Below are 24,091 nucleotides of genomic sequence, written 5' to 3'. Positions count from 1 at the left end.
ATTTGAAAAGAGGCAGTCATGCTGAAGATCTGGGGACGGAAAAACTCATCGAATGTCAGAAAGCCATTGTGGGCTGCTGAAGAGCTTGGCCTGGCTTACGAGGCGATTGATGCCGGCGGCGCATTCGGCGTGGTCGACACACCCGAGTACCGGGCGATGAACCCGAACGGCCGGGTACCGGTGATCGAGGACGACGGTTTTGTGTTGTGGGAGTCCAACGCCATCGTCCGCTATCTGCTGGCCAGACATGCGCCCGACAGCCATTGGTATTCGGCAGATCCGCAGGCGCGCGCCGTCGCTGACAAGTGGATGGACTGGACCACTTCGAGTTTTGCCGGTCCTTTCCGCACGGTGTTCTGGGGTGTGCTGCGCACGCCGGCGGACAAGCAGGACTGGACGGCAATCAACGCCGCGATCAAGGAATGCAACGAGTTGCTGGGCATGGCCGACAGTGCCTTGGCCAGTCAGCCATATCTTTCCGGCAATGACATCGGCATGGGCGATATCCCGCTGGGCAGTTTCATTTATGCCTGGTTCGAGATGCCCATCGAACGCGCCCCGCAACCCCATCTGCAAGCCTGGTACGAGCGCCTGAAGCAGCGTTCGGCCTACCAGAAAGCGGTTATGACCGCGTTGACTTAATACCTACTATCGACACACTTGACTGTACTTGTACGGCGGCGGCAAGCACCATTGCGCACTTGCGCTGCGGTTCGATCCTTCGCCGCCGTCTCCTTTTTCCCTTCAATGGTGCGTAAATCAGATATGAGTTCCGCTCTGTCCATCCGGCAGCTAACCAAAACCTACGGCAACGGGTTCCAGGCCTTGAGTGGTATCGATCTGGACGTCGCCGAAGGTGACTTTTTCGCCTTGCTCGGCCCCAACGGTGCCGGCAAATCCACGACCATCGGCATTCTCTCGACACTGGTGAACAAGACCAGCGGCACGGTGAATATCTTCGGTCATGACCTGGACAAAAATCCTGCGCAGCTCAAGCGCTCGATCGGCGTCGTGCCCCAGGAATTCAACTTCAACCAGTTTGAAAAGACCTTCGACATCGTCGTGACCCAGGCCGGTTACTACGGCATTCCGGCGAAGATCGCCAAGGAGCGCGCCGAGCAGTACCTGACCCAGTTGGGCCTGTGGGACAAGCGCGATGTGCCGTCGCGTTCGCTGTCGGGCGGTATGAAGCGGCGCTTGATGATTGCCCGCGCACTGGTGCACGAACCGCGTCTGCTGATCCTCGATGAACCGACCGCAGGTGTTGATATCGAGCTGCGCCGTTCGATGTGGACGTTCCTCACCGAACTGAACCAGAAAGGCATCACCATCATCCTCACCACGCACTATCTGGAGGAGGCCGAGCAGTTGTGTCGCAACATCGGCATCATCGACCACGGCACCATCGTCGAGAACACCAGCATGAAACAATTGCTGGGCCAGTTGCACGTGGAAACCTTCCTGCTGGACCTGAAAAACGACTTGAACGCTGCGCCGCAATTGCTCGGCTACCCCGCCCGATTGCTCGACAGCCATACCCTTGAAGTCCAGGTCGACAAGTCCATGGGCATCACGGCGTTGTTCACCCAGTTGGCGCAGCAGAACATCGAAGTATTGAGCCTGCGTAACAAAACCAATCGCCTCGAGGAGCTGTTCGTGTCCCTGGTCGAGAAAAATCTGTCGAAGGTGGCGGTATGAGTTCCGAATTCCGTCCCAACCTCGTCGCCCTGCAGACCATTGTTTACCGCGAGGTCAAACGCTTCACGCGGATCTGGCCGCAAACGCTGCTGCCGCCGGCGATCACCATGGTTCTGTACTTCGTGATCTTCGGCAATCTGATCGGTCGCCAGATCGGTGACATGGGTGGCTTCACGTACATGGAGTACATCGTGCCGGGGCTGATCATGATGTCGGTGATCACCAACTCTTACGGCAACGTGGTGTCGAGTTTTTTCGGCAGCAAGTTCCAGCGTTCCATCGAGGAACTGATGGTGTCGCCGGTATCGCCGCACACGATTCTGATCGGCTTCACCATTGGCGGCGTGTTGCGTGGTCTGATGGTTGGCGTGATCGTGACCATTCTGTCGCTGTTCTTCACCCATTTGCAGGTGCATCACCTCGGCGTGACCATCCTCGTGGTGGTACTGACGGCGACGATCTTCTCGCTGCTGGGCTTCATCAACGCAGTGTTTGCGCGCAACTTCGATGATATTTCGATCATCCCGACCTTTGTGCTGACGCCGCTGACGTACCTGGGTGGGGTGTTCTACTCGATCACGCTGCTGCCGCCGTTCTGGCAGACCGTGTCGCTGGCCAACCCGGTGCTGCACATGGTCAACGCTTTCCGTTACGGCATTCTGGGTGTGTCGGATATCCGCATCGGCATCGCGATCACCTTTATGCTGGTGGCGACGGTGGTGTTGTATCTCGGTTGTGCGCGGTTGCTGGTGAGTGGGCGCGGGATGCGTACCTGACTCCAGACCGAGTCGTGGCCATCGCGAGCAGGCTCACTCCTACAGGGGAACGAATTCCAATGTAGGAGTGAGCCTGCTCGCGAATGCAGACGCCACAAACCAGAACGGCCTCCCATTGTGGAGGCCGTTTTGCATTCAGCGCATGCGGCTTTTCTTGCGCCGCGCCCATTGCCGCGCGACCCACCAGCGCCAATACATCATCACCAGACAGTAGGCGAGGGCGCCAAGCACCAGCCCTACCACCACCGAACCGAGCAGAAACGGCTGCCACAGCGTCGACAACTCGCCGCTGATCCATTCCCAGGTCAGCTCATCCGGCAGATGCCGGGCGGGCACGTCCATCAAAAACGCCCCGGCCTGATAAGTGCAGAAAAACACGGCCGGCATGGTGATCGGATTGGTCAGCCACACCAGACTGACCGCAATCGGCATATTCCCTCGCACCATGACGGCGAGGGCAGCCGCCACCAGCATCTGCGCCGGAATCGGCAGGAATGCGGCGAACAGGCCGACGGCCATCGCTCGGGCGACCGAGTGGCGATTGAGGTGCCAGAGGTTCGGGTCATGCAGCAACTTGCCGAGAAAGCGTAAGGATTTGTGTTCCCTGATGCTCGTCGGGTCGGGCATGTAACGTTTGAATAAGCGCCGGGGCATAAGGCTTCTCGGTCGGTTAAGGCGGCAAGTATGTCTGGATTCTACGAAGCGCCCATTCAGACTTTGTGACAATTGTTGACGACGCTTGTGCCCGACACCCGCTATGCCTAAAAGCGGGACTCTCAAGGACGGGCTTATGCGCACAGGGATGATGGCGCTCGCAGTCGGTCTGCTGGCCCCGGTTTTTATGCCGGCACTACCGCCGGTCTGGTTGATGCTGCTGTTGCCGGTCGTGGCTTTGATGCTGCTGCCGTTTCGCAGCTACCCCTTGGCGTTTTTGCTGTTTGGCTTCACGTGGGCCAGCGTCGGTGCGCAGTGGGCGCTGAATGATCGCTTGCCGATCGGGCTGGATGGCGAAACCCGGTGGGTTGAAGGGCGGGTCGTCGGTTTGCCGCAGAACAGCGACGGCGTGGTGCGCTTCGAATTGGCCGATGCACACTCACGGCATGAAAAACTGCCGGCGCTGATGCGACTCGCCTGGTACGCCGGCCCGCCGGTCAACAGTGGCGAGCGTTGGCGATTAGCGGTCAAGCTCAAGCGTCCGGGTGGATTGCTCAATCCGCACGCTTTCGATTACGAAGCGTGGCTGCTGGCGCAACGCATCGGCGCCACCGGCACGATCAAGGATGGCCAGCGCCTGAGCGAAGCACGCTGGGCCTGGCGCGACAGTATTCGTCAGCGTTTGCTCGAGGTGGACGCACAGGGACGGGGCGGGGCACTGGCGGCGCTGGTGCTGGGCGATGGCTCGGGACTCAGTCGCGAGGACTGGCAGATTTTGCAGGACACCGGCACCGTGCACTTGCTGGTGATTTCCGGTCAGCACATTGGCTTGCTGGCGGCAGTGATGTACATGCTGGTCAGCGGATTGGCCCGTTTTGGCCTGTGGCCGCTGCGCTGGCCCTGGTTGCCGTGGGCCTGTGGTCTGGCATTTGCGGCGGCGCTCGGTTATGGCCTGCTCGCAGGATTCGACGTGCCGGTACAGCGCGCCTGTGTGATGGTCGGTCTGGTGCTGTTGTGGCGCCTGCGTTTTCGTCATCTTGGTGCATGGTGGCCGTTGTTGCTGGCGTTCAATGCGGTGCTTTTGCTCGATCCCCTGGCCAGTCTGCGCCCCGGTTTCTGGCTGTCCTTTACCGCTGTTGCCGTGTTGATCTTCACCTTTGGCGGTCGGCTGGGCGCGTGGCGTTGGTGGCAAACCTGGACGCGGGCGCAGTGGTTGATTGCCATCGGTCTGTGTCCGGTGTTGCTGGCACTGAATCTGCCGATCAGTCTTAGCGGACCACTGGCGAACCTGTTGGCAGTGCCTTGGGTCAGCCTGGTTGTATTGCCGCCAGCACTGCTCGGCACGTTAATGTTGCCGGTGCCGTATGTCGGTGAAGGTCTTTTGTGGCTGGCCGGCGGTTTGATCGATGCGCTGTTTCGTACTTTGGCCGTGATCGCCGGGCAGTGGCCGGCATGGACAGCCGCCGCTGTGCCGGGTTGGGTCTGGTTGCTCGGCAGCCTCGGTGCCGTGTTGTTGCTGTTGCCGCGCGGCGTGCCGATGCGTGCACTGGGCTGGCCATTGCTATTGCTGCTGGTCGTGCCGCCCCGCGAGCGTCTGGATGAAGGGCTGGCCGATGTCTGGCAACTCGATGTCGGCCAAGGCCTGGCCATCTTGATTCGTACTCGTCATCACGCGTTGCTCTATGACGCTGGGCCACGCTTTGGCGATTTCGATCTCGGCGAACGGGTGGTACTGCCCGCATTGCGCAAGCTTAGTGTGGAGAAACTTGACCGGATGCTGCTTAGCCATGCGGACGCCGATCACGCGGGTGGCGCTCTGGCGATCATGCGCGGTTTGACCGTCGCTCATGTGCTCAGCGGCGATCCGGCGGCACTGCCCGCGCAATTGGGCGCCGAAGCCTGTGCAAGCGGCCAGCAATGGCAATGGGACGGCGTGCGTTTTCAGCTCTGGCAGTGGGCGGAGGCTCACGACAGCAATCAGCGTTCCTGCGTAATGCAGATCGAGGCCAATGGCGAGCGCTTGCTGCTGACCGGCGACATCGACAGCCATGCCGAGCGCTTGCTGCTCGACAGTCCGCTGGCCGTGCCGACGCAATGGCTGCAATCGCCGCACCATGGCAGCCGCAGTTCATCGTCCATGGCGCTGCTCAAAGTCTTGCAGCCTGAGTCCGTGCTGATCTCGCGAGGCCATGGCAACTCTTTCGGCCATCCGCACCCGACCGTGCTGGCGCGTTATCGCAAATTGAATCTGCACATTTACGACAGCGCCGAGCAGGGCGCCATTCATCTGCAACTGGGTACCTTCAAGGCGCCACGCACAATGCGTCAGCAACGGCGTTTCTGGCGTGATCCGCCCGCACTGGCCCGTTGATCGGGGCGTGGGCGAATGGGGCATCACGGTCGTCGGGGCGGCGGGTCTTAATCGTGAATCGGTATGGTAAAGTGGCGCACTTTTTCGAGGGGACTGTCACTGTGTGGGAATTGGTCAAATCCGGCGGCTGGATGATGTTGCCGATCATTCTGAGCTCCATCGCGGCCATGGCGATCGTCGCCGAACGCCTGTGGACCCTGCGCGCCAGTCGCGTCACCCCCGAGCATCTGCTGGGCCAGGTCTGGGTGTGGATCAAGGACAAGCAGCTCAATAAAGAAAAGCTCAAGGAATTGCGCGCCAATTCGCCGCTGGGAGAAATCCTCGCCGCCGGTCTGGCCAACTCCAAGCATGGTCGCGAGATCATGAAAGAGTGCATTGAAGAAGCCGCCGCCCGCGTTATTCACGAGCTCGAACGCTACGTCAATGCGCTGGGCACGATTGCCGCCATGTCGCCGCTGCTGGGCCTGCTGGGCACGGTGTTGGGCATGATCGACATTTTCAGTGCCTTCACCGGTTCAGGTATGACCACCAATGCCTCGGTATTGGCCGGCGGTATCTCGAAAGCGCTGATCACCACGGCGGCGGGCTTGATGGTCGGTATTCCGGCAGTGTTCTTCCACCGGTTCCTGCAGCGCCGCATCGATGAACTGGTCGTCGGTATGGAGCAGGAAGCGATCAAACTGGTTGAAGTGGTGCAGGGCGACCGTGACGTCGATCTGACCGAGGGCCGCGCGTGAAATTCCGTCGCAAGCCTCGGGAAACCATCGACATCAACCTCGCATCGCTGATCGATGTGGTGTTTATCCTGCTGCTGTTTTTCGTCGTGACCACCACGTTTACCCGTGAAACCCAGTTGCGCGTCGACCTGCCGGAAGCGGTCAGCGGCTCACCGGCCGAAGACCAGCAGCTCAAGCAGATTGATGTGGCTATCAGCGCTGAGGGCGTGTTTTCGGTGAACAACAAGATTTTGCCGAAAAATGATCTGGCGACCCTGATGGAAGCCATGCAGAAAGAGTCCAACGGCGACACCAACATGCCGTTGTCGATCAGTGCCGATGGCAAGACTCAGCATCAATCTGTGATCACCGCCATGGACGCGGCCGGCAAGCTCGGTTTCAGCCATCTGCGCATGACCACGGTCGAGGCGGCGCCGAAATCCTGATGAGTCTGTCCGATCGTTTGCTAGCCGCGTGGTATCAGGGGCACCCGGCCCTGACGTTGCTGCGGCCGTTGGAGTTGTTGTACCGCCGCGTGGTGGTCAAAAAACGCCAGCGCTTTCTCGACGGCGAGGGCGAGATCTATCAGCCACCGGTGCCGTTAATCGTCGTCGGCAACATCACCGTGGGTGGCACCGGCAAGACACCGATGATTCTCTGGCTGATCGAGCACTGTCGGCGCAGCGGCTTGCGCGTCGGCGTGGTCAGCCGTGGTTACGGTGCCAAACCGCCGCAGCTGCCGTGGCGGGTTGAGGCCGATCAAGCCGCCGACATTGCCGGAGACGAACCGCTGCTGATCGTCCAGCGCACCGGCGTACCGTTGATGATTGACCCCAATCGCAGCGCCGCCGTCAAAGCCTTGCTCGCCAGCGAACCGCTGGATCTGATCCTGTCGGATGACGGCATGCAGCATTACCGTCTGGCGCGAGATCTGGAACTGGTGCTCATCGATGCCGCCCGTGGTCTGGGCAACAAGCGTTGTCTGCCGGCCGGACCGTTGCGGGAGCCGATCGAGCGCCTGCAAAGCGTCGACGGCGTGCTGTTCAATGGTGCCACTGAAGACCGAGACGACGGTTTTGCTTTCCGTCTGCAACCCACCGCGCTGGTCAATCTGCGCAGTGGCGAGCGCAAGTCGCTCGATCATTTCCCGTCCGGCCAGGCCGTGCACGCGGTCGCCGGGATCGGCAATCCGCAACGTTTCTTCAATACCCTCGAAGCGCTAGACTGGCGCGCAGTGCCCACGCGTTTGCCGATCACGCCGAATACAGCGTGCAGGCCTTGAATTTCACACCGTCATTGCCGTTGGTGATGACCGAAAAGGACGCGGTGAAGTGCCGTGCCTTCGCTACAGCCGACTGGTGGTATCTGGCGGTCGATGCCGTGCCGTCGCCGGCCTTCGTGGCCTGGTTTGACACGCAGCTGATGCGCCTGTTGCCCGATCGGCTTTTGCCTTAACTCTTTACTCAGGGAATGTTCATGGACACCAAATTGCTCGATATCCTCGCGTGCCCGATCTGCAAAGGCCCGCTCAAGCTCAGCGCCGACAAGACCGAGTTGATCAGCAAGGGCGCCGGTCTGGCATACCCGATCCGCGACGGCATCCCGGTGATGCTCGAAAGCGAAGCCCGTACCCTGACCACCGACGAGCGTCTGGATAAATGACCACTGCCTTCACCGTTGTCATCCCGTCACGTTTCGCCTCGACCCGTCTGCCGGGCAAACCGCTGCTGGACATCGCCGGCAAGCCGATGATCCAGCACGTCTGGGAACAGGCGAGCAAAAGCAGCGCCAGCCGCGTGGTGGTTGCGACTGACGATGCGCGCATCGTCGAGGCCTGCAAGGCCTTTGGCGCCGAAGTGGTGCTGACCCGTGAAGACCATAATTCCGGCACCGACCGTCTGGCCGAAGTCGCGGCGAAACTGGGCCTCGAGCCTGACGCGATCGTGGTCAACGTGCAGGGTGACGAGCCGCTGATTCCACCGAGCGTGATCGATCAGGTCGCCGCCAACCTCGCCGCCCACACCGAAGCGCGCATGGCCACGCTGGCCGAGCCGATCGAGGACGTGGAAACCCTGTTCAATCCGAACGTGGTCAAGGTCGTCAGTGACATCAACGGTCTGGCGCTGACCTTCAGCCGCGCGACCTTGCCGTGGGCACGCGATGCGTTTGCCAAGAGCCGCGAGCAACTGCCGGAAGGCGTGCCGTACCGTCGCCACATCGGCATTTATGCCTACCGCGCCGGTTTCCTTCAGGATTTCGTCAACTGGGGGCCGTGCTGGCTGGAAAACACTGAATCCCTCGAGCAACTGCGTGCCCTGTGGCACGGCGTGCGCATTCATGTTGCTGACGCGTTGATCGCGCCACCGACCGGAGTTGACACCGTCGAAGACCTTGAGCGCGTTCGTCGCCTGCTGGAGGCCTGATGCGCGTTCTGTTTGTGTGCCTGGGCAATATTTGCCGTCCGCCCACCGCTGAAGGCGTGTTGCGCCACAAACTGCGTGAAGCGGGGCTGGCGGATCAGGTTGAAGTGGCCTCCGCCGGCACCGGTGACTGGCACGTCGGCAATCCGCCAGACAAACGCAGCCAGGCCGCCGCCAAAGTGCGCGGTTATGACTTGTCGGCGCAACGCGCGCAGCAGGTCAGCCGTGCTGACTTCGCCAGTTACGATCTGATTCTGGCCATGGATAACAGCAACCTGCGCAACCTCAAAGCCTTGCAACCATCCACCGGCAAGGCTGAACTGGATTTGTTCCTGCGCCGTTATGCCGGGCTGGTCGATGAAGTGCCGGATCCGTATTACGACGGTGATCAGGGTTTCGAGCAGGTATTGGATCTGATCGAAGCGGCATGTGACCAACTGCTGATCGAAGTGAAGGGCCGGTTATGAGTTTGCAGGTGCAACCGCAGGTTTCCCTGAAACCGTTCAACAGTTTTGGCGTAGATGTTCGCGCGCAACTGTTCGCCGAGGCCCATAGCGACGCCGATGTCCGTGAGGCGTTGGCTTATGCGAAAACACATGACGTGCCAATGCTGGTGATCGGCGGTGGCAGCAACTTGCTGCTGACCGCAGATATCCCGGCGCTGGTGCTGCGCATGGCGACGCGGGGGATCCGCGTGGTCAGTGATGACGGCAATCGTGTGGTGATCGAAGCTGAAGCCGGCGAGCCTTGGCATCCCTTTGTGCAATACACGCTGGCGCAGGGTTTTTCCGGACTGGAAAACCTCAGCCTGATTCCCGGCACCGTCGGCGCTGCGCCAATGCAGAACATCGGTGCCTACGGTGTCGAGATCAAGGATGTGTTTGCCGGATTGACCGCGCTGGATCGCCAGACCGGCGAGCTGCGCGACTTCAGCCTCGAAGAGTGCAACTTTGCCTACCGCGACAGCCTGTTCAAGCAGCAGCCTGGGCGTTGGTTGATTCTGCGCGTGCGCTTCAAACTGGATCGCGTCGCGCATCTGCATCTGGAATACGGCCCGGTGCGTCAGCGCCTGACCGAGCAGGGTATCGAGCAGCCGACGCCAAGTGACGTCAGTCGCGCCATCTGCAGCATCCGCAGTGAAAAACTGCCGGACCCGGCGGTGCTTGGCAATGCCGGCAGCTTCTTCAAGAATCCGCTGGTGTCGGCGGCCGTCGTCGCGCAAATCAAAACGCAGCACCCGGACGTGGTGGCTTACGCGCAACCGGACGGGCAGATGAAACTGGCGGCGGGTTGGCTGATCGAGCGTGCCGGCTGGAAAGGTTTCCGTGAGGCCGATGCCGGCGTGCATAAATTGCAGGCGCTGGTGCTGGTCAACTACGGCGCGGCAACCGGTTTGCAACTGCTCGACCTCGCGCAACGCATCCAGAAAGACATTGCCGAACGTTTCGATGTCGAGCTGGAGATGGAGCCTAACCGCTATTGAGGCTACGCTTTCAAAAGCGCCACCCAAAGCCCTGCACTGATAAAAAAGTGCAGGGCTTTTTTGTTAACGCTGGGTTAACTTAGCGAGCTAACGATAACCGTCATTTGCTCCACCAAAGGCCCGGTGCAGACGTTCCCGTCGGCACGAGAGAGCCTGATTAGCCTGAGTCGATCTGCGTGAACCACACCGCTGATTTTCCGGCGGCAGATTGCTCGACCCCATAACCACTAAAAATATGCGGGCGTGCCCATGATTACCCTGAAACTCAATGGTCAAGACCATCCCCTCGATGTCACCGAAGACATGCCGCTGTTGTGGGCGATTCGTGATGTCGCCGGTTACAACGGCACCAAATTCGGCTGCGGCATGGGCCTGTGTGGCGCGTGCACCATTCATATCGATGGCTTGCCCGCGCGCAGTTGCATCACGCCGATCGGCTCGGTGGTCGGACAGAACGTCACCACCATCGATAACCTGCATGCCGACCCGGTGGGTCAGGTCGTCCAGCAAGCCTGGCTGGACACCGCTGTAGCCCAATGCGGTTTCTGTCAGGGCGGGCAAATCATGTCGGCCACCGCGTTGCTCAAGACCAACCCGAACCCGAGCGACGAGCAGATCGAAGAAGCCATGGTCGGCAATATTTGTCGCTGCGGCACCTACAACCGAATCAAAACCGCTATTCGTCAGGCCTCCACTCACTTGAAGGAGGCCAAGGCATGAGCCGTCTTCCGAATGATTTCGCCCTGAGCAATCTCAGCCGTCGCGGTTTTCTCAAAGGCGTTGGCGCTACCGGTGCGCTGGTACTCGCCGCCAGTTGGGGTTGGCAAGATGCGTTGGCTGAAGACAAACCGAAGCAATTCGGCGCCGATGGCATGCCTAATGGCTGGATCGATGATCCGAAGGTCTACGTCAGCATCGCCGCTGACGGCACCGTCACCGTGGTCTGCAACCGTTCGGAAATGGGCCAGGGCGTGCGCACCAGTCTGACCATGGTCGTTGCCGACGAGTTGGAAGCCGACTGGGCGCACGTCAAAGTGCAACAGGCGCCGGGCGATGAAGTGCGTTTCGGTAACCAGGACACTGACGGTTCGCGCAGCATGCGTCATTGGTACGAGCCGATGCGTCGTTGTGGTGCGGCGGCGCGGACCATGCTCGAGCAAGCTGCCGCTGCGCAGTGGAAAGTGCCGGTCGGCGAATGCCACGCGCAGTTGCATAAAGTGCTGCACAAACCGTCCGGCCGTGAGCTGGGCTATGGCGAACTCGCCGCTGCCGCCAGTGCGTTGCCAGTGCCGGCGCGTGACAGTCTGCGCCTCAAGCAACCGTCGGAATTTCGCTACATCGGCAAGGAAGGCAGCAAAGCCATCGACGGTGACGACATCGTCAACGGTCGTGCCGTGTACGGCGCCGATGTGCATTTCGATGGCATGTTGTACGCGACCATCGCCCGTCCGGCGGTGTACGGCGGCAAGGTCAAATCGCTGGATGACAGCGCCGCGCTGAAAGTCCCTGGCGTACTCAAAGTGCTGCAGATCGAAAGTCGCCCGTTGCCTTCGGAATTCCAACCGTTGGGCGGTGTGGCCGTGGTGGCCAGCAATACCTGGGCAGCGATCAAGGGCCGCGAGGCGCTGAAAATCGAATGGGACGATGGGCCGAACGCCAGTTATGACTCGATCGCCTATCGCAAGGAACTGGAAGCTGCGTCGCTGAAGCCTGGCAAAGTGGTGCGCAACACCGGCGATATCGACAAGGCCCTGAGCGGCGCCGCGAGTACGCTCGAAGCTTCGTATTACCTGCCGCACTTGGCGCAGGCACCGATGGAGCCCATGGTCGCCATCGCCCGTTACAAGGATGGCGTTTGCGAAGCGTGGGCGCCGAGTCAGGCGCCACAAGTCACCCGCGAACGCATCGCCGAGCGTCTTGGGCTGCCGTTCGACAACGTCACGTTCAATGTCACGCTGCTTGGCGGCGGTTTCGGCCGCAAGTCGAAACCGGACTTCGTCGTTGAAGCAGCGATTCTCGCCAAAGAGTTTCCCGGTAAAGCTGTGCGGGTGCAGTGGACGCGTGAAGATGACATCCACAACTCGTATTTCCACACTGTGTCTGCTGAGTACCTCAAGGCGGGCGTGGCCAAGGACGGTATGCCGTCCGGTTGGCTGCATCGCACCGTGGCACCGAGCATCACTGCGTTGTTCGCGCCGGGCATGAACCATGAAGCGGCATTCGAACTGGGTATGGGCTTCACCAACATGGCCTACGCGATTCCCAATGTGCGTCTGGAAAACCCCGAAGCCACCGTGCACACGCGAGTCGGCTGGTATCGCTCGGTGTCGAACATTCCCCATGGTTTCGCGATCCAGAGTTTCGTCGATGAGCTGGCGCACAAGGCCGGCGAAGATCCGCTCAAATACCAGATCAAACTGCTCGGCCCGGATCGCCAGATCGACCCGCGCACCTTGAGCGAAGAGTGGAACTACGGCGAATCGCCCGAGCGTTATCCAATCGATACCGGGCGCATGCGCACCGTGCTGGAAACCGCCGCGAAAGCAGCCGGTTGGGGACGCAAACTGCCGAAGGGCCGTGGTCTGGGTCTGGCGGTGCATTACAGCTTCGTCACCTATGTGGCGGCGGTGATTGAGGTTGAAGTAAAAGACGACGGTACGCTGATCGTGCACAAGGCTGATATTGCCGTGGACTGCGGGCCGCAGATCAACCCCGAGCGCATTCGTTCGCAGTTCGAAGGCGCTTGCGTGATGGGCTTGGGCAACGCGGTGCTGGGCGAAATCAGTTTCAAGGACGGCAAGGTGCAGCAGGACAACTTCCACATGTACGAAGTGGCGCGCATGTCGCTGGCGCCGAAGGAAGTCGCCGTGCATCTGGTGACACCGCCGGGCGACGTGCCGTTGGGCGGCGTTGGCGAACCGGGCGTGCCACCGATTGCGCCGGCACTGTGCAACGCGATCTTCGCCGCCACCGGCAAGCGCATCCGCAATCTGCCGGTGCGTTATCAGTTGCAGGGCTGGCAGAAGGCAGAGGCGTAATGGACAGCGTCGACCTCAATGTCCTGCGCAGCGTCCTCGAATGGCGCCGCGCCGGGCAGCGGGTGGTGCTGTTCAGCGTGGTGCAGACCTGGGGCACTGCGCCGCGGGCGCCCGGCGCCATGCTCGCCTTGCGCGAGGATGGCGTGGTGATTGGTTCGGTGTCGGGCGGCTGCGTCGAGGATGACTTGATCGCCCGCCTGCACGATGGACGGATCGCCACCGATGGGCCGCCGGTGCAGTTGATTACTTATGGCGTCACGCGTGAAGAGGCGGCGCGCTTTGGCTTGCCTTGCGGCGGCACGTTGCGCCTGACCGAAGAGCGCGTCGGCGACCCTGCCTGGGTTGCCGAATTGCTGGCCCGTTGTGAGGCTCACGAGATCGTTGCTCGCGAACTGAACATCGAAACCGGCGAAGTGCTTCTGTCACCGGCGAGCAAAAGCGATGCGCTGGAATTCGATGGCAAAACCCTGCGCGCCATTTACGGTCCGCGCTGGCGTCTGCTGTTGATCGGCGCCGGCCAGTTGTCCCGCTACGTCGCGGACATGGCTCGACTGCTGGATTTCGAGGTATTGATCTGCGATCCGCGCACCGAGTTTGTCTACGGTTGGGAGGAGCATCACGGGCGTTTCGTCCCGGGCATGCCAGATGACGCGGTGCTGAGCATCCAGACCGATGAGCGCACGGCGATTGTCGCGCTGACTCACGATCCGCGTCTGGATGACATGGCATTGCTGACGGCGCTGGATTCGCCAGCCTTCTATGTTGGCGCGCTCGGCTCGCGGGTCAACAGTCAGAAACGTCGGGAGAATCTCGCTCAGCTAGGCTTGTCGGTAAAGGCGATCAATCGACTGCACGGGCCGATCGGCTTGCACATCGGCAGTCATTCGCCGGCGGAAATTGCCTTGTCGTTGTTGGCGGAAATCGTCGCAATCAAGAACGGCGTCGAACTGAAGCAGAAAAAAAACCTGGAGGGCACATGAGTCGATCCATTGCAGTGATTGTGCTGGCGGCGGGCGAGGGCAGTCGCTTTCGCCAGGTGGCGGGTGCCGACAAGGACAAGTTACTGGCGGACTGCACCGGGCGGGATGGTGCGGTGCGTTCGGTGATCGAGCAGGTGCTGGTGAATCTGCCGGCCAGTCTGGACAAGCGCGTGCTGGTGACGACCGAGGCACGGCCGCAGGTGATGCGCATGGCGCAGGCTTATGGTTGTGACGTGGTCTCGATCGAATCGACCGGGATGGGGGACAGTATTGCCGCTGGCATTGCCGCGTGCCCGGATGCTGATGGCTGGTTGATTGTGCTGGGGGATATGCCGTTTATCTTGCCGTCGAGTATTGAGCGTGTGGTTGCGGCGATTGCTGACGATGCGGTGAGTGTGCCGGTGCAGGATGGCGAGTTTGGTCACCCTGTGGGGTTTGGGCGTTCGTTTGGCGCGGGGTTGCAGGCGTTGAGCGGTGATCGTGGGGCCAGGCCGTTGTTCACGCAGGGCAGGGTGGTGGAGATTGCTGTCGATGATCCAGGCGTTCTGTGGGATATCGATGTGCCTGAGGCTTTGGTTTTTGCCTCGTCTTGAGATCTGTGTGAATTCCTTAGAGGCCCTCACCCTAACCCTCCCGAAACGTCGGACCGCCCAGAGGGAGAGGGGACTGACCGACGTGTTCTTTCGAGGTGCACCGACCCAAACTTCGAGTCGAGCACCGGCCTTGAAGTACACGGAGATCGGCTCCCTTTCCCCCTCGCCCCCTGGGGGCGGTCCGACGTTCGGGAGGGCTGGGGTGAGGGGGAAATCTAGAATCCACCACAAAAAATCGATGCATAAAAAAGCCCCGCCTGAATAATCAGGCGGGGCTTTTTAACGGCTTTGGGAATTACACGAGAGGTTTAGGCTCGTGCTCTTTTTCCTCGGCCTCTTGGTGTTGCTCGACCGCGTCCTGAACGGAGCGTGGTGCTTCAGCGATCACCGCTTCAACTACCGCTTCTTCAGCGACCGGGGCAGGAGCTGCCTCGACCACGGCAGCGACTGGAGCAGCTGCGGCAGCCAGTTCGGCTTCCTTCTGCAGACGCTCTTCTTCACGCTTGCGACGACGCACTTCACGTGGATCGTTCGGCGCGCGGCCGCTTGGCGTCAGGGCGCTGACCGGAGCCGGTGCTTCAACCACCGGGGCTGGCGCTTCGGCAACCACTGGCGCTTCGACAACGGGCGCTGGTTCAGCAACGACCACTGGCTCGGCAACCTTGGTTTCTTCAACTACTGGCGCTTCGAACACTGGCGCTTCAACAACCGGTGCTTCAACCACAGGCGCAGGCGTTTCAGCGGTTGCTGGTTCGGCAACCCAGTTGAAAGCGGTCTGCTCTTCGCGAACTTCACGCACGGTTTCAGTCACGGTTTCAGCGACGGTTTCAACCACCGGCTCGGCAACCACGGCTGGAGCTGGCTCTACCTGAGGCAAGGTTTCCTGAACCGGTGCCACTTCGACTTCCGGAGCAGCAACCACTTCTACCGGAGTGGTCGCTTCAACTACCGGCGCTTCCACTGGAGCGGTTTCCTGAACAGCAGCGGTGGCGCGTTCGGCTTGCTCGTGAGCTTGTGCTTCAGCCGGGGCGCTGATCACGGTGCTGGCAACAGCGGCGGTCACCGCCAGGCCAGCAGCCAGATCGGCAGTGCCTGGGCCTTCGCCGTTTTCGCCGGCTTCGGATTCTTCCGAACCTTCGATCACGTTGCCGTTGGCATCACGCTGACGCTCACGACGGTTGCTGCGACGACGCTGACCGCGCGAACGACGACGTGGACGATCGCCTTCGGCGTTCTCCGAACCGTCTTCCGGCAGTTGCTCTTCGTTGCTGTTCACTTCTTCTTCAGCGACGGCAGCAGCGGCCTGTTCGGCGCGTGGCTGACGCTCTTCACGCGGCGGACGCGGTGCGCGCTCTTCACGTGGCTGACGGGCCGGGCGCTCTTCAGCGGTAACAACTGCGGTGTCTGCAGTCACTGGAGCGGCGTCCAGTGGCTCGCGCAGTTCACGTACACGCTCTTCGCGCTCGCCACGTGGCTTGCGGTCTTCGCGCGGTGCACGTGGCGCACGTTCTTCACGCGGAGCACGTGGTGCGCGCTCTTCGCGGGCAACTGGTGCTTCGGTGCGGGCTTCACGAGGCTCGCGGACTTCACGGGCTTCGCGTGGCGCACGCTCTTCGCGCGGTTCACGTGGGGCGCGTTCTTCACGCGGTGCACGTTCTTCACGCGGTTTGCGCTCTTCATCGCGGCGACCATTACGGTTGCGGCTCTGCTGACGACCGTTGCGACGTTCTTCGTTACGGGCCGGGCGCTCGGTGGCTGGTTTTTCAACCACAACCGGAGCGGCAGGCTCTTCTTTGGTGGCGAACAGGCTGACCAGCGATTTCACCAGGCCTTTGAACAGGCTTGGCTCTGGCGCGGCAACTGGCGCCGGTGCCGGAGCAACAGGCGCGGCGGCTTCGGTCGGAACCGGAGCGTTGGCGCGGGCCGGAGCAGTCTTGACCGCAGCTTCCTGGCGAACCAGGGTGCGGGTCGCAGCGGCTGGCTGAACTTCTTCGACTTCAGCAGCGGCAGCAGCGATTTCGTAGCTGGACTGGTTGGTCGCGGCTTCCGGGCTGTCGTCACGCAGACGCTGAACTTCGAAGTGCGGCGTTTCGAGGTGATCGTTCGGCAGGATGACGATACGAGCGCGGGTGCGCAGTTCGATCTTGGTGATCGAGTTGCGTTTTTCGTTGAGCAGGAACGCGGCGACCGGGATCGGCACCTGAGCGCGCACTTCGGCAGTGCGGTCTTTCAGAGCTTCTTCTTCGATCAGGCGCAGGATCGCCAGCGACAGCGATTCAACGTCACGGATGATGCCGGTGCCGTTGCAACGCGGGCAGACGATGCCGCTGCTTTCGCCCAGGGATGGACGCAGGCGCTGACGGGACATTTCCAGCAGGCCGAAGCGCGAGATGCGGCCGATCTGCACGCGAGCGCGGTCGGCTTCCAGGCATTCGCGGACTTTCTCTTCCACGGCGCGCTGGTTCTTGGCAGGGGTCATGTCGATGAAGTCGATGACGATCAGGCCGCCGATGTCACGCAGGCGCAACTGACGGGCGATTTCTTCGGCGGCTTCAAGGTTGGTCTGCAGAGCGGTTTCTTCGATGTCGCTGCCTTTGGTGGCGCGCGCCGAGTTGATGTCGATGGACACCAGAGCTTCGGTCGGATCGATAACGATGGAGCCGCCGGAAGGCAGTTCAACGACGCGCTGGAAAGCGGTCTCGATCTGGCTTTCGATCTGGAAACGGTTGAACAGCGGCACGCTGTCTTCGTACAGCTTGATCTTGCTGGCGTACTGCGGCATCACCTGGCGGATGAAGGTCAGGGCTTCGTCCTGGGCTTCAACGCTGTCGATCAGCACTTCGCCGATGTCCTGGCGCAGGTAATCGCGGATGGCGCGGATGATCACGTTGCTTTCCTGGTAGATCAGGAAAGGCGCGGAGCGATCCAGCGAGGCTTCTTTGATGGCGGTCCACAGTTGCAGCAGGTAATCGAGGTCCCACTGCATTTCTTCGCTGCTGCGGCCCAGGCCGGCAGTGCGCACGATCAGACCCATGTCGGCTGGCGCAACCAGACCGTTCAGCGCTTCACGCAGTTCGTTGCGCTCTTCGCCTTCGATGCGACGGGAGATGCCGCCGGCACGCGGGTTGTTCGGCATCAGCACGAGGTAACGACCGGCCAGGCTGATGAAGGTGGTCAGGGCTGCGCCCTTGTTGCCACGTTCTTCTTTTTCGACCTGAACGATGACTTCCTGGCCTTCGCTCAGGACGTCCTTGATGTTGACGCGGCCTTCAGGGGCTTTCTTGAAGTACTCGCGGGAGATTTCTTTGAGGGGCAGGAAGCCGTGGCGCTCGGAGCCGAAATCGACAAAGGCAGCCTCAAGGCTTGGTTCGATGCGAGTGATGCGGCCTTTATAGATGTTGGCCTTCTTCTGCTCGCGTGCACCGGATTCGATGTCCAGGTCGTAGAGGCGTTGGCCATCTACCAGTGCAACACGCAACTCTTCGGGTTGAGTTGCGTTAATCAGCATTCTTTTCATGTAGTACCGTCGGTTTCCGGGCTGCCGGAAACGGCGTTCGGCACACACGACTTCTCACGGTCGGTGTCAGGTGCGTCGGGAGTGGTTGGCCATTCCCGTGTCCAGCGATATGCGGCCAATTGGGCCGATATAGCGACGTACGCGTCCTGCTTGCTGTGGCTACTTAAGCACTCAGTCAGGAGGAGGAATCAACCAGCGGCTGTGGACGAGATGAAGCGTCTTGATAAAGCCTATTGCTACACAGTCCGGCGGTTGTGCATCTCCACCCTACACGTATCCCTGATAATTCGGGTGCTGCCGCGCGCAGAATCCGCAGCGGGTTGGCATTTACCGTGAGCTCCGATAGGGGAGGTCACGCATCATGGCTAATTCAGGCGTTGTTTCCGAAGCATTCGCTCGGGGTCATCTGCAGCTGACTGCACTTTGTGAACTGGCCTTGAATGTGTGCCTGCCAGGCGAGTAAAAACTCTGCTCGGCGGTGTAATTCAGGCCTCATGTCACCTGCGCTTGTTACAACTGCAAACTCCACCGTTACGTAGCGAAAGCCCCGTAGGACGGCCTCGCGTCCTGGTGAATTGCGTTGGTCAGGGCCGGTTTTTGACCGTGGTTCCTCTGTCCAGGCCGCTTTTGGCGGCGTTCGCGACTATAGCAGCAATGATTAAGTGCTTCAATTCCATAAAAATTGTTATCATCCGCGGCATGACAACTACTGCCCCTTCGACTCCAGGCGTTCAATTGCTTGAAGTCTCGCCGGAGTATGCCGGCCAACGAATCGACAACTTTCTCCTCGCCCGGCTCAAAGGCGTGCCCAAGACCTTGATTTACCGCATTTTGCGTAAAGGCGAAGTGCGCGTGAACAAAGGTCGGATCAAGCCCGAATACAAGCTGCAGGCCGGTGATATCGTGCGCGTGCCGCCCGTTCGCGTGCCTGAGCGTGACGAACCGGTGCCACTTGCACAGGGTTTGCTGCAGCGCCTGGAAGCCTCGATTGTCTTCGAAGACAAAGCCCTGATCGTGATCAACAAGCCCGCCGGCATTGCGGTTCACGGTGGCAGCGGCCTGAACTTCGGCGTGATCGAAGCCTTTCGTCAGTTGCGCCCCGATGCCAAGGAATTGGAACTGGTTCACCGTCTCGACCGTGACACCTCCGGCCTACTGATGATCGCGAAAAAGCGCAGCATGTTGCGTCACTTGCATGAGCAGTTGCGCGGCGATGGCGTCGACAAGCGGTACATGGCGCTGGTACGCGGCAACTGGGCGACTTCGATCAAGAAAGTCAGTGCGCCATTGCTCAAGAGCAATCTGCGTTCCGGCGAGCGCATGGTCGAAGTCAATGACGAGGGCAAAGAAGCCCTGACCATGTTCAAGGTGCTGCGCCGTTTCGGTGATTTCGCCACCATGGTCGAGGCTAAACCGGTTACCGGTCGTACTCACCAGATTCGCGTGCACACCTTGCATGCCGGCCATTGCATTGCTGGCGACAGCAAGTACGGCGATGAGGATTTCACCAAGGAAATCCGCGATCTGGGCGGCAAGCGCCTGTTCCTGCACGCCTACATGCTGACCGTGCCGCTGCCCGATGGCGGCAAGCTGACCTTGCAGGCGCCGGTCGATGAAATGTGGGCCAAGACCGTGGAGCGATTGAGTGCGCCCATCTGATTACAAACTGCTGATTTTCGATTGGGACGGCACGCTGGCCGACTCCATTCACCGGATTGTCGAGGCGATGCACTCGGCGTCCGGGCGCTCCGGTTTCGAGTTGCGCGATGACTTTGCCGTCAAAGGCATCATCGGTCTGGGTTTGCCCGAGGCGATTCGCACGCTGTATCCCGAGATCAGCGATGCCGAAATGACCTTGTTTCGCGAGTATTACGCCGATCACTACATCGCCGCGGAAGCCGTGCCTTCGCCGTTGTTCGAAGGCGTTGTCGAGTCGATGGCGTCCTTTCGCGAGCAGGGTTATCACCTGGCCGTCGCCACCGGCAAGAATCGTCGCGGGCTGGATCGGGTGCTCAAGGCCAATGGCTGGGAAGATTATTTCGATATCACCCGTGCTGCCGATGAAACTGCGAGCAAGCCGCATCCTCTGATGCTGGAGCAGATCCTTGCTCACTGCGGTGTGCGTGCGGAGCAGGCGCTGATGGTCGGCGATTCGTCCTTCGATCTGCTGATGGCGCGTAACGCAGGGATGGACTCGGTGGCGGTCAGTTATGGCGCGCAATCGATCGAATCGCTGCAGCAGTTCGAGCCGCGTCTGTCGATCGACCGTTTTTGTGAATTGCATGCCTGGCTGGAACAGCAGGCTTAATACGTTTTTGCTGGGGTGGATGGCATGACCGACGAATGGAAAGCACCGGCCAAGGCAAGTGCCGACGGCGGTGACGAGAAAAGCTGGAAGCTGTTGGAAAAGACCATGCTGGCCGGTGTGCAGGAACAGCGTCGTTCGCGGCGTTGGGGGATTTTCTTCAAGCTGCTGACGTTTGTTTATCTGTTTGTGGCGCTGATTCTGTTCACGCCACTGATGGACATGGAAAAAAGCGCCACGCGCGGGTCGAACTACACCGCGCTGATCGACGTCACTGGCATGATTGCCGATAAAGAGCCGGCCAGCGCCGACAACATCGTCGGCAGTCTGCGGGCGGCGTTCGAGGACAAGAAGGTCAAGGGCGTGATCCTGCGGATCAACAGTCCTGGCGGCAGTCCGGTGCAGTCGGGTTATGTATATGACGAGATCAAACGTCTGCGCGGTCTGCACCCGGAGATCAAGGTGTATGCGGTGATTTCCGATCTGGGTGCGTCCGGTGCTTATTACATCGCCAGTGCGGCGGACCAGATCTACGCCGACAAGGCGAGTCTGGTTGGCTCCATTGGTGTGACGGCGGCGGGTTACGGCTTTGTCGGCACCATGGAGAAACTTGGCGTCGAGCGTCGCACGTACACCTCGGGCGAGCACAAATCGTTCCTTGACCCGTTCCAGCCGCAGAAGCCTGAAGAAACGGCGTTCTGGCAAGGCGTGTTGGATACCACGCACAAGCAGTTCATCAACAGCGTCAAGCTGGGTCGTGGCGATCGTCTGAAAGACAAAGAACATCCGGAGCTGTTTTCCGGGTTGGTCTGGTCGGGCGAGCAGGCGCTGCCACTGGGTTTGATTGACGGTCTGGGCAATGCCAGTTCGGTGGCGCGGGATGTGATTGGTGAGAAGGAGTTGGTGGACTTCACTGTTCAGGAGTCGCCGTTCGATCGCTTCTCGAAGAAGCTCGGTGCCAGTGTGGCTGAGCAGTTGGCGATGTGGATGGGTTTCCACGGGCCTTCGTTGCGTTAACAAATCACTGCATGAAAAAACCGGCCTTGATGGCCGGTTTTTTGTGGGTCAGGGAATCTGCACGCCTTCATCCAAAAGCATGTCGATCAGGCGAATCAGCGGCAAGCCGATCAGGCTGGTGGCATCCGGGCCTTCTGTGGACTGGAACAGGCTCACGCCGAGGCCTTCAGCCTTGAAACTGCCCGCGCAGTCGTAGGGCTGCTCGATGCGCAGATAGCGTTCAACGCGCGCCTGATCGAGTTGGCGCATATGGACAGTGAATGGCACACAATCGACCTGGCACTCGCCCGTCTGGCTATTGAGCAAGGCCAGGCCGGTCAGAAATGTCACGCTGGCGCCGCTGGCGGCCATTAGTTGTTCGCGGGCTTTCTCGAACGTGTGCGGCTTGCCGATAATCTGCTCGCCAAGCACGGCAACCTGGTCTGAGCCAATAATCAGGTGAGCGGGGTGGCTGTCGGCCAGTGCCCGGGCTTTTTGTTCGGCGAGGCGCTTGACCAGTTCGATGGCTGACTCGCCCGGGCGATGGCTTTCATCGATATCCGGCGAGCTGCAGACGAACGGCAGGTGCAGGCGGGCGAGCAATTCACGACGATAAGTCGAGCTTGAAGCGAGTAATAAAGGCAGCATTCGCGTCTCCTGAGGCAGGTGCGAATTCTAGCGGAGGCACGCAAGTGACGGACAGGGCACAATTTCCTTTGACATGGGTGGGTGCATCCCTATAATGCTGCGCCTATGTTGAATGACCCGATTCCACCTCACGTTGACCCGCGCAAATTGGCTGATCGTGGCACCACCCTTCAAGGTGAAATGCTGCTGGCCGATTTGGAGAGACTCTGCGACCCGCTTTCCGACAATGTCGGTACGGTGCAGGCGAAATTCGTTTTTGAACGAGATGAACGTAAATCTGTGGTAATCCACAGCTTTATCGACACCGAGGTCAAAATGGTTTGCCAGCGTTGTCTTGAGCTGGTCACCCTGCCGATCCACAGCGAATGCAGTTATGCTGTGGTGAAAGAGGGTGCGAATACCCAGTCGTTGCCGAAAGGTTATGACGTGCTGGAACTGGGCGAAGATCCATTGGATCTGCAGTCACTGATCGAGGAGGAGCTTCTGCTCGCCTTGCCCATTGTGCCTGCTCATCATCCGGAAGAATGCCAGCAGCCGGCGGGTCTCGATGAGCCCGAACCGAGCGAGGACGAGTCAACGCGGTCCAACCCGTTCAGTGTATTGGCGCAGTTAAAGCGTGACCCAAACGTTTAGGAGTTAATCAATTATGGCTGTTCAGCAGAACAAAAAATCCCGCTCTGCCCGTGACATGCGCCGTTCGCACGACGCTCTCGAGGCTAGCACTCTGTCTGTAGAAAAAACCACTGGTGAAGTTCACCTGCGTCACCACGTATCGCCAGAAGGCGTATACCGTGGCCGTAAAGTGATCGACAAGGGCGCTGACGAGTAATCACTTGTCCGCTCAAGTCATCGCGATTGACGCAATGGGCGGGGACTTCGGTCCCCGCAGCATTGTTCAGGCCAGCCTTGCTTGCCTGTCTGCTACGCCCTCGCTGCACCTGACCCTCGTCGGTCAACCCTCCCTTCTTGAAGAATTGATCAACGGCCAATCGGCTGCCGATCGCGCGCGCCTGACGATTGTTGCGGCCAGCGAAGTCATCACCATGGACGAAAAACCGACCCAGGCCTTGCGCGGCAAGCCGGATTCGTCGATGCGTGTTGCTCTCGAACTGGTGCGTGACGGCAAGGCTCAAGCGTGTGTCAGTGCCGGTAATACCGGTGCGTTGATGGCGCTGTCGCGGTTCGTTCTGAAAACGTTACCGGGTATTGACCGTCCGGCCATGGTTGCCGCGATTCCGACGCAGAAGGGTTTTTGCCAGTTGCTCGATCTGGGCGCCAATGTCGATTGCAGTGCCGAGCATTTGCTGCAGTTTGCGGTGATGGGCTCGGTGGCGGCGCAGACGCTGGGCATCCATCGCCCGCGTGTCGCGCTGCTGAACATCGGCACCGAAGACATCAAGGGCAATCAGCAGGTCAAACTGGCTGCGACACTGCTGCAAGCTGCTCGCGGTATCAACTACATCGGTTTTATCGAAGGCGACGGGTTGTATCGCGGAGAGGCTGACGTGGTGGTTTGCGATGGTTTTGTCGGCAATATCCTGCTGAAGTCCAGCGAAGGCCTGGCGACGATGATTGCTGCACGTATTGAAGCGTTGTTCAAAAAGAATCTGGCTTCCCGTGCGGTAGGGGCTTTGGCGTTGCCACTGATGAAGCGCTTGCAGGCGGATCTGGCGCCGGCGCGACATAACGGCGCAAGCTTTCTCGGTTTGCAGGGTATCGTCGTGAAAAGTCACGGTTCGGCCGGGGTCCAGGGCTTTCAGAGCGCGATTCAGCGCGCGCTGATCGAGATTCAGGAGAATCTTCCCGAACGCCTCCACGGTCGTCTGGAGGATTTGTTGTCTTAGGCGTTTTCGTCGGACAATGCTTAAATGTGACCGCCCGGTTCAAAGGGCCATC

23 protein-coding genes and 1 pseudogene are annotated in these 24,091 nt (G+C 60.3%); 21 read left to right on the top strand and 3 right to left on the bottom strand.

What is annotated here, in order from left to right; translation table 11 throughout:
• Positions 1-18: 18 nt before the first annotated feature.
• The 3 genes from ACZZ0A_RS17640 (at position 19) to ACZZ0A_RS17630 (ending at position 2,474) form a co-directional block, all read left to right on the top strand.
• Positions 19-642, top strand: a complete 624-nt coding sequence (locus ACZZ0A_RS17640) for a glutathione S-transferase family protein (protein ID WP_463543520.1) — start codon at positions 19-21, stop codon at positions 640-642.
• Between the two features lie 123 nt (positions 643-765).
• Complete coding sequence (locus ACZZ0A_RS17635; protein WP_007949873.1) at positions 766-1,698, top strand: ABC transporter ATP-binding protein; 933 nt, start codon at positions 766-768, stop codon at positions 1,696-1,698.
• Positions 1,695-2,474, top strand: a complete 780-nt coding sequence (locus tag ACZZ0A_RS17630) for an ABC transporter permease (protein ID WP_007908200.1) — start codon at positions 1,695-1,697, stop codon at positions 2,472-2,474. The genes ACZZ0A_RS17635 and ACZZ0A_RS17630 overlap by 4 nt, the downstream gene beginning before the upstream one ends.
• Positions 2,475-2,609: 135 nt before the next feature.
• On the opposite strand, the gene ACZZ0A_RS17625 is transcribed toward ACZZ0A_RS17630, so the two are convergent.
• Positions 2,610-3,128, bottom strand: a complete 519-nt coding sequence (locus ACZZ0A_RS17625) for a DUF2062 domain-containing protein (protein ID WP_007908202.1) — start codon at positions 3,126-3,128, stop codon at positions 2,610-2,612.
• A gap of 136 nt (positions 3,129-3,264) precedes the next feature.
• On the opposite strand from ACZZ0A_RS17625, the gene ACZZ0A_RS17620 reads away from it, so the two are divergent.
• From ACZZ0A_RS17620 to ACZZ0A_RS17565, 12 genes and pseudogenes are all read left to right on the top strand, one after another.
• Positions 3,265-5,499 carry a DNA internalization-related competence protein ComEC/Rec2 gene (locus ACZZ0A_RS17620; RefSeq protein WP_463543519.1) on the top strand — a complete coding sequence of 745 codons (2,235 nt, stop codon included), beginning with the start codon at positions 3,265-3,267 and terminating at the stop codon, positions 5,497-5,499.
• 101 nt (positions 5,500-5,600) lie between these two features.
• Positions 5,601-6,236 carry a MotA/TolQ/ExbB proton channel family protein gene (locus ACZZ0A_RS17615; RefSeq protein WP_414894828.1) on the top strand — a complete coding sequence of 212 codons (636 nt, stop codon included), beginning with the start codon at positions 5,601-5,603 and terminating at the stop codon, positions 6,234-6,236.
• Complete coding sequence (locus tag ACZZ0A_RS17610) at positions 6,233-6,661, top strand: ExbD/TolR family protein (RefSeq protein WP_007908223.1); 429 nt, start codon at positions 6,233-6,235, stop codon at positions 6,659-6,661. The genes ACZZ0A_RS17615 and ACZZ0A_RS17610 overlap by 4 nt, the downstream gene beginning before the upstream one ends.
• Positions 6,661-7,670: pseudogene (gene lpxK / locus ACZZ0A_RS17605) on the top strand (tetraacyldisaccharide 4'-kinase). Before ACZZ0A_RS17610 ends, lpxK begins: the two are co-directional and overlap by 1 nt.
• Before the next feature lie 21 nt (positions 7,671-7,691).
• Entirely contained in the window at positions 7,692-7,877 is a 186-nt protein-coding gene (locus tag ACZZ0A_RS17600; RefSeq protein ID WP_003174668.1) for a Trm112 family protein, read from the top strand.
• Positions 7,874-8,638, top strand: coding sequence for a 3-deoxy-manno-octulosonate cytidylyltransferase (gene kdsB, locus ACZZ0A_RS17595; RefSeq protein WP_007908227.1), 765 nt, complete (start codon positions 7,874-7,876; stop codon positions 8,636-8,638). The genes ACZZ0A_RS17600 and kdsB overlap by 4 nt, the downstream gene beginning before the upstream one ends.
• Positions 8,638-9,102, top strand: coding sequence for a low molecular weight protein-tyrosine-phosphatase (locus ACZZ0A_RS17590; protein WP_463543518.1), 465 nt, complete (start codon positions 8,638-8,640; stop codon positions 9,100-9,102). Before kdsB ends, ACZZ0A_RS17590 begins: the two co-directional genes overlap by 1 nt.
• The gene (gene murB / locus ACZZ0A_RS17585; protein ID WP_414916876.1) at positions 9,099-10,118 is read left to right on the top strand and encodes a UDP-N-acetylmuramate dehydrogenase; all 1,020 of its coding nucleotides are present in this window, start codon (positions 9,099-9,101) and stop codon (positions 10,116-10,118) included. The genes ACZZ0A_RS17590 and murB overlap by 4 nt, the downstream gene beginning before the upstream one ends.
• A gap of 249 nt (positions 10,119-10,367) precedes the next feature.
• On the top strand, positions 10,368-10,838 hold the full coding sequence (locus ACZZ0A_RS17580; protein WP_095048621.1) for a (2Fe-2S)-binding protein: 471 nt from the start codon (positions 10,368-10,370) through the stop codon (positions 10,836-10,838).
• Positions 10,835-13,156, top strand: a complete 2,322-nt coding sequence (locus ACZZ0A_RS17575) for a xanthine dehydrogenase family protein molybdopterin-binding subunit (protein ID WP_463543517.1) — start codon at positions 10,835-10,837, stop codon at positions 13,154-13,156. Before ACZZ0A_RS17580 ends, ACZZ0A_RS17575 begins: the two co-directional genes overlap by 4 nt.
• Positions 13,156-14,136, top strand: coding sequence for an XdhC family protein (locus tag ACZZ0A_RS17570; protein ID WP_007908235.1), 981 nt, complete (start codon positions 13,156-13,158; stop codon positions 14,134-14,136). Before ACZZ0A_RS17575 ends, ACZZ0A_RS17570 begins: the two co-directional genes overlap by 1 nt.
• Positions 14,133-14,729, top strand: a complete 597-nt coding sequence (locus ACZZ0A_RS17565; RefSeq protein ID WP_463543516.1) for a nucleotidyltransferase family protein — start codon at positions 14,133-14,135, stop codon at positions 14,727-14,729. Before ACZZ0A_RS17570 ends, ACZZ0A_RS17565 begins: the two co-directional genes overlap by 4 nt.
• 295 nt (positions 14,730-15,024) lie before the next feature.
• Here the strand turns inward: ACZZ0A_RS17565 and rne are convergent, their stop codons facing one another.
• On the bottom strand, positions 15,025-18,246 hold the full coding sequence (rne, locus tag ACZZ0A_RS17560; RefSeq protein WP_007908237.1) for a ribonuclease E: 3,222 nt from the start codon (positions 18,244-18,246) through the stop codon (positions 15,025-15,027).
• Between the two features lie 699 nt (positions 18,247-18,945).
• On the opposite strand from rne, the gene rluC reads away from it, so the two are divergent.
• From rluC to ACZZ0A_RS17545, 3 genes are read left to right on the top strand one after another with little or no spacing between them, the layout of a single operon-like run.
• Positions 18,946-19,905 carry a 23S rRNA pseudouridine(955/2504/2580) synthase RluC gene (gene rluC / locus ACZZ0A_RS17555; protein WP_034155359.1) on the top strand — a complete coding sequence of 320 codons (960 nt, stop codon included), beginning with the start codon at positions 18,946-18,948 and terminating at the stop codon, positions 19,903-19,905.
• Complete coding sequence (locus ACZZ0A_RS17550) at positions 19,892-20,554, top strand: HAD-IA family hydrolase (RefSeq protein ID WP_007908241.1); 663 nt, start codon at positions 19,892-19,894, stop codon at positions 20,552-20,554. Before rluC ends, ACZZ0A_RS17550 begins: the two co-directional genes overlap by 14 nt.
• 24 nt (positions 20,555-20,578) lie before the next feature.
• Positions 20,579-21,568 carry a S49 family peptidase gene (locus ACZZ0A_RS17545; RefSeq protein ID WP_463543515.1) on the top strand — a complete coding sequence of 330 codons (990 nt, stop codon included), beginning with the start codon at positions 20,579-20,581 and terminating at the stop codon, positions 21,566-21,568.
• Positions 21,569-21,616: 48 nt separating this feature from the next.
• Here ACZZ0A_RS17545 and ACZZ0A_RS17540 read toward each other — a convergent pair whose 3' ends face one another.
• Positions 21,617-22,195 carry a Maf family protein gene (locus tag ACZZ0A_RS17540; protein WP_150694117.1) on the bottom strand — a complete coding sequence of 193 codons (579 nt, stop codon included), beginning with the start codon at positions 22,193-22,195 and terminating at the stop codon, positions 21,617-21,619.
• Between the two features lie 105 nt (positions 22,196-22,300).
• Here ACZZ0A_RS17540 and ACZZ0A_RS17535 point away from each other — a divergent pair, with 105 nt between their 5' ends.
• From ACZZ0A_RS17535 to plsX, 3 genes are read left to right on the top strand one after another with little or no spacing between them, the layout of a single operon-like run.
• On the top strand, positions 22,301-22,828 hold the full coding sequence (locus tag ACZZ0A_RS17535) for a YceD family protein (RefSeq protein ID WP_007908248.1): 528 nt from the start codon (positions 22,301-22,303) through the stop codon (positions 22,826-22,828).
• A 13-nt stretch (positions 22,829-22,841) separates the two neighbouring features.
• The gene (gene rpmF, locus ACZZ0A_RS17530; protein ID WP_003179396.1) at positions 22,842-23,024 is read left to right on the top strand and encodes a 50S ribosomal protein L32; all 183 of its coding nucleotides are present in this window, start codon (positions 22,842-22,844) and stop codon (positions 23,022-23,024) included.
• 4 nt (positions 23,025-23,028) lie between these two features.
• Entirely contained in the window at positions 23,029-24,039 is a 1,011-nt protein-coding gene (plsX, locus tag ACZZ0A_RS17525) for a phosphate acyltransferase PlsX (protein ID WP_081498723.1), read from the top strand.
• Positions 24,040-24,091: the final 52 nt, after the last annotated feature.

The organism is Pseudomonas sp. AC242 (assembly GCF_979258655.1).
The sequence above is the reverse complement of the archived record's forward strand: the minus strand, read 5'-3'. Positions and strand labels throughout refer to the sequence as shown.

What these genes read in the sequence shown, in the direction of transcription:
- murB (WP_414916876.1), top strand. Translation starts at nt 9,099, where the DNA reads ATGAGTTTGCAGGTGCAACCGCAGGTTTCCCTGAAACCGTTCAACAGT.
- ACZZ0A_RS17625 (WP_007908202.1), bottom strand. Translation starts at nt 3,128, where the DNA reads ATGCCCCGGCGCTTATTCAAACGTTACATGCCCGACCCGACGAGCATC.
- rne (WP_007908237.1), bottom strand. Translation starts at nt 18,246, where the DNA reads ATGAAAAGAATGCTGATTAACGCAACTCAACCCGAAGAGTTGCGTGTT.
- ACZZ0A_RS17640 (WP_463543520.1), top strand. Translation starts at nt 19, where the DNA reads ATGCTGAAGATCTGGGGACGGAAAAACTCATCGAATGTCAGAAAGCCA.
- ACZZ0A_RS17570 (WP_007908235.1), top strand. Translation starts at nt 13,156, where the DNA reads ATGGACAGCGTCGACCTCAATGTCCTGCGCAGCGTCCTCGAATGGCGC.
- ACZZ0A_RS17535 (WP_007908248.1), top strand. Translation starts at nt 22,301, where the DNA reads ATGTTGAATGACCCGATTCCACCTCACGTTGACCCGCGCAAATTGGCT.
- ACZZ0A_RS17635 (WP_007949873.1), top strand. Translation starts at nt 766, where the DNA reads ATGAGTTCCGCTCTGTCCATCCGGCAGCTAACCAAAACCTACGGCAAC.
- rluC (WP_034155359.1), top strand. Translation starts at nt 18,946, where the DNA reads ATGACAACTACTGCCCCTTCGACTCCAGGCGTTCAATTGCTTGAAGTC.
- kdsB (WP_007908227.1), top strand. Translation starts at nt 7,874, where the DNA reads ATGACCACTGCCTTCACCGTTGTCATCCCGTCACGTTTCGCCTCGACC.
- ACZZ0A_RS17580 (WP_095048621.1), top strand. Translation starts at nt 10,368, where the DNA reads ATGATTACCCTGAAACTCAATGGTCAAGACCATCCCCTCGATGTCACC.
- ACZZ0A_RS17565 (WP_463543516.1), top strand. Translation starts at nt 14,133, where the DNA reads ATGAGTCGATCCATTGCAGTGATTGTGCTGGCGGCGGGCGAGGGCAGT.
- ACZZ0A_RS17590 (WP_463543518.1), top strand. Translation starts at nt 8,638, where the DNA reads ATGCGCGTTCTGTTTGTGTGCCTGGGCAATATTTGCCGTCCGCCCACC.
- ACZZ0A_RS17540 (WP_150694117.1), bottom strand. Translation starts at nt 22,195, where the DNA reads ATGCTGCCTTTATTACTCGCTTCAAGCTCGACTTATCGTCGTGAATTG.
- ACZZ0A_RS17630 (WP_007908200.1), top strand. Translation starts at nt 1,695, where the DNA reads ATGAGTTCCGAATTCCGTCCCAACCTCGTCGCCCTGCAGACCATTGTT.
- ACZZ0A_RS17600 (WP_003174668.1), top strand. Translation starts at nt 7,692, where the DNA reads ATGGACACCAAATTGCTCGATATCCTCGCGTGCCCGATCTGCAAAGGC.
- rpmF (WP_003179396.1), top strand. Translation starts at nt 22,842, where the DNA reads ATGGCTGTTCAGCAGAACAAAAAATCCCGCTCTGCCCGTGACATGCGC.
- ACZZ0A_RS17575 (WP_463543517.1), top strand. Translation starts at nt 10,835, where the DNA reads ATGAGCCGTCTTCCGAATGATTTCGCCCTGAGCAATCTCAGCCGTCGC.
- ACZZ0A_RS17620 (WP_463543519.1), top strand. Translation starts at nt 3,265, where the DNA reads ATGCGCACAGGGATGATGGCGCTCGCAGTCGGTCTGCTGGCCCCGGTT.
- ACZZ0A_RS17545 (WP_463543515.1), top strand. Translation starts at nt 20,579, where the DNA reads ATGACCGACGAATGGAAAGCACCGGCCAAGGCAAGTGCCGACGGCGGT.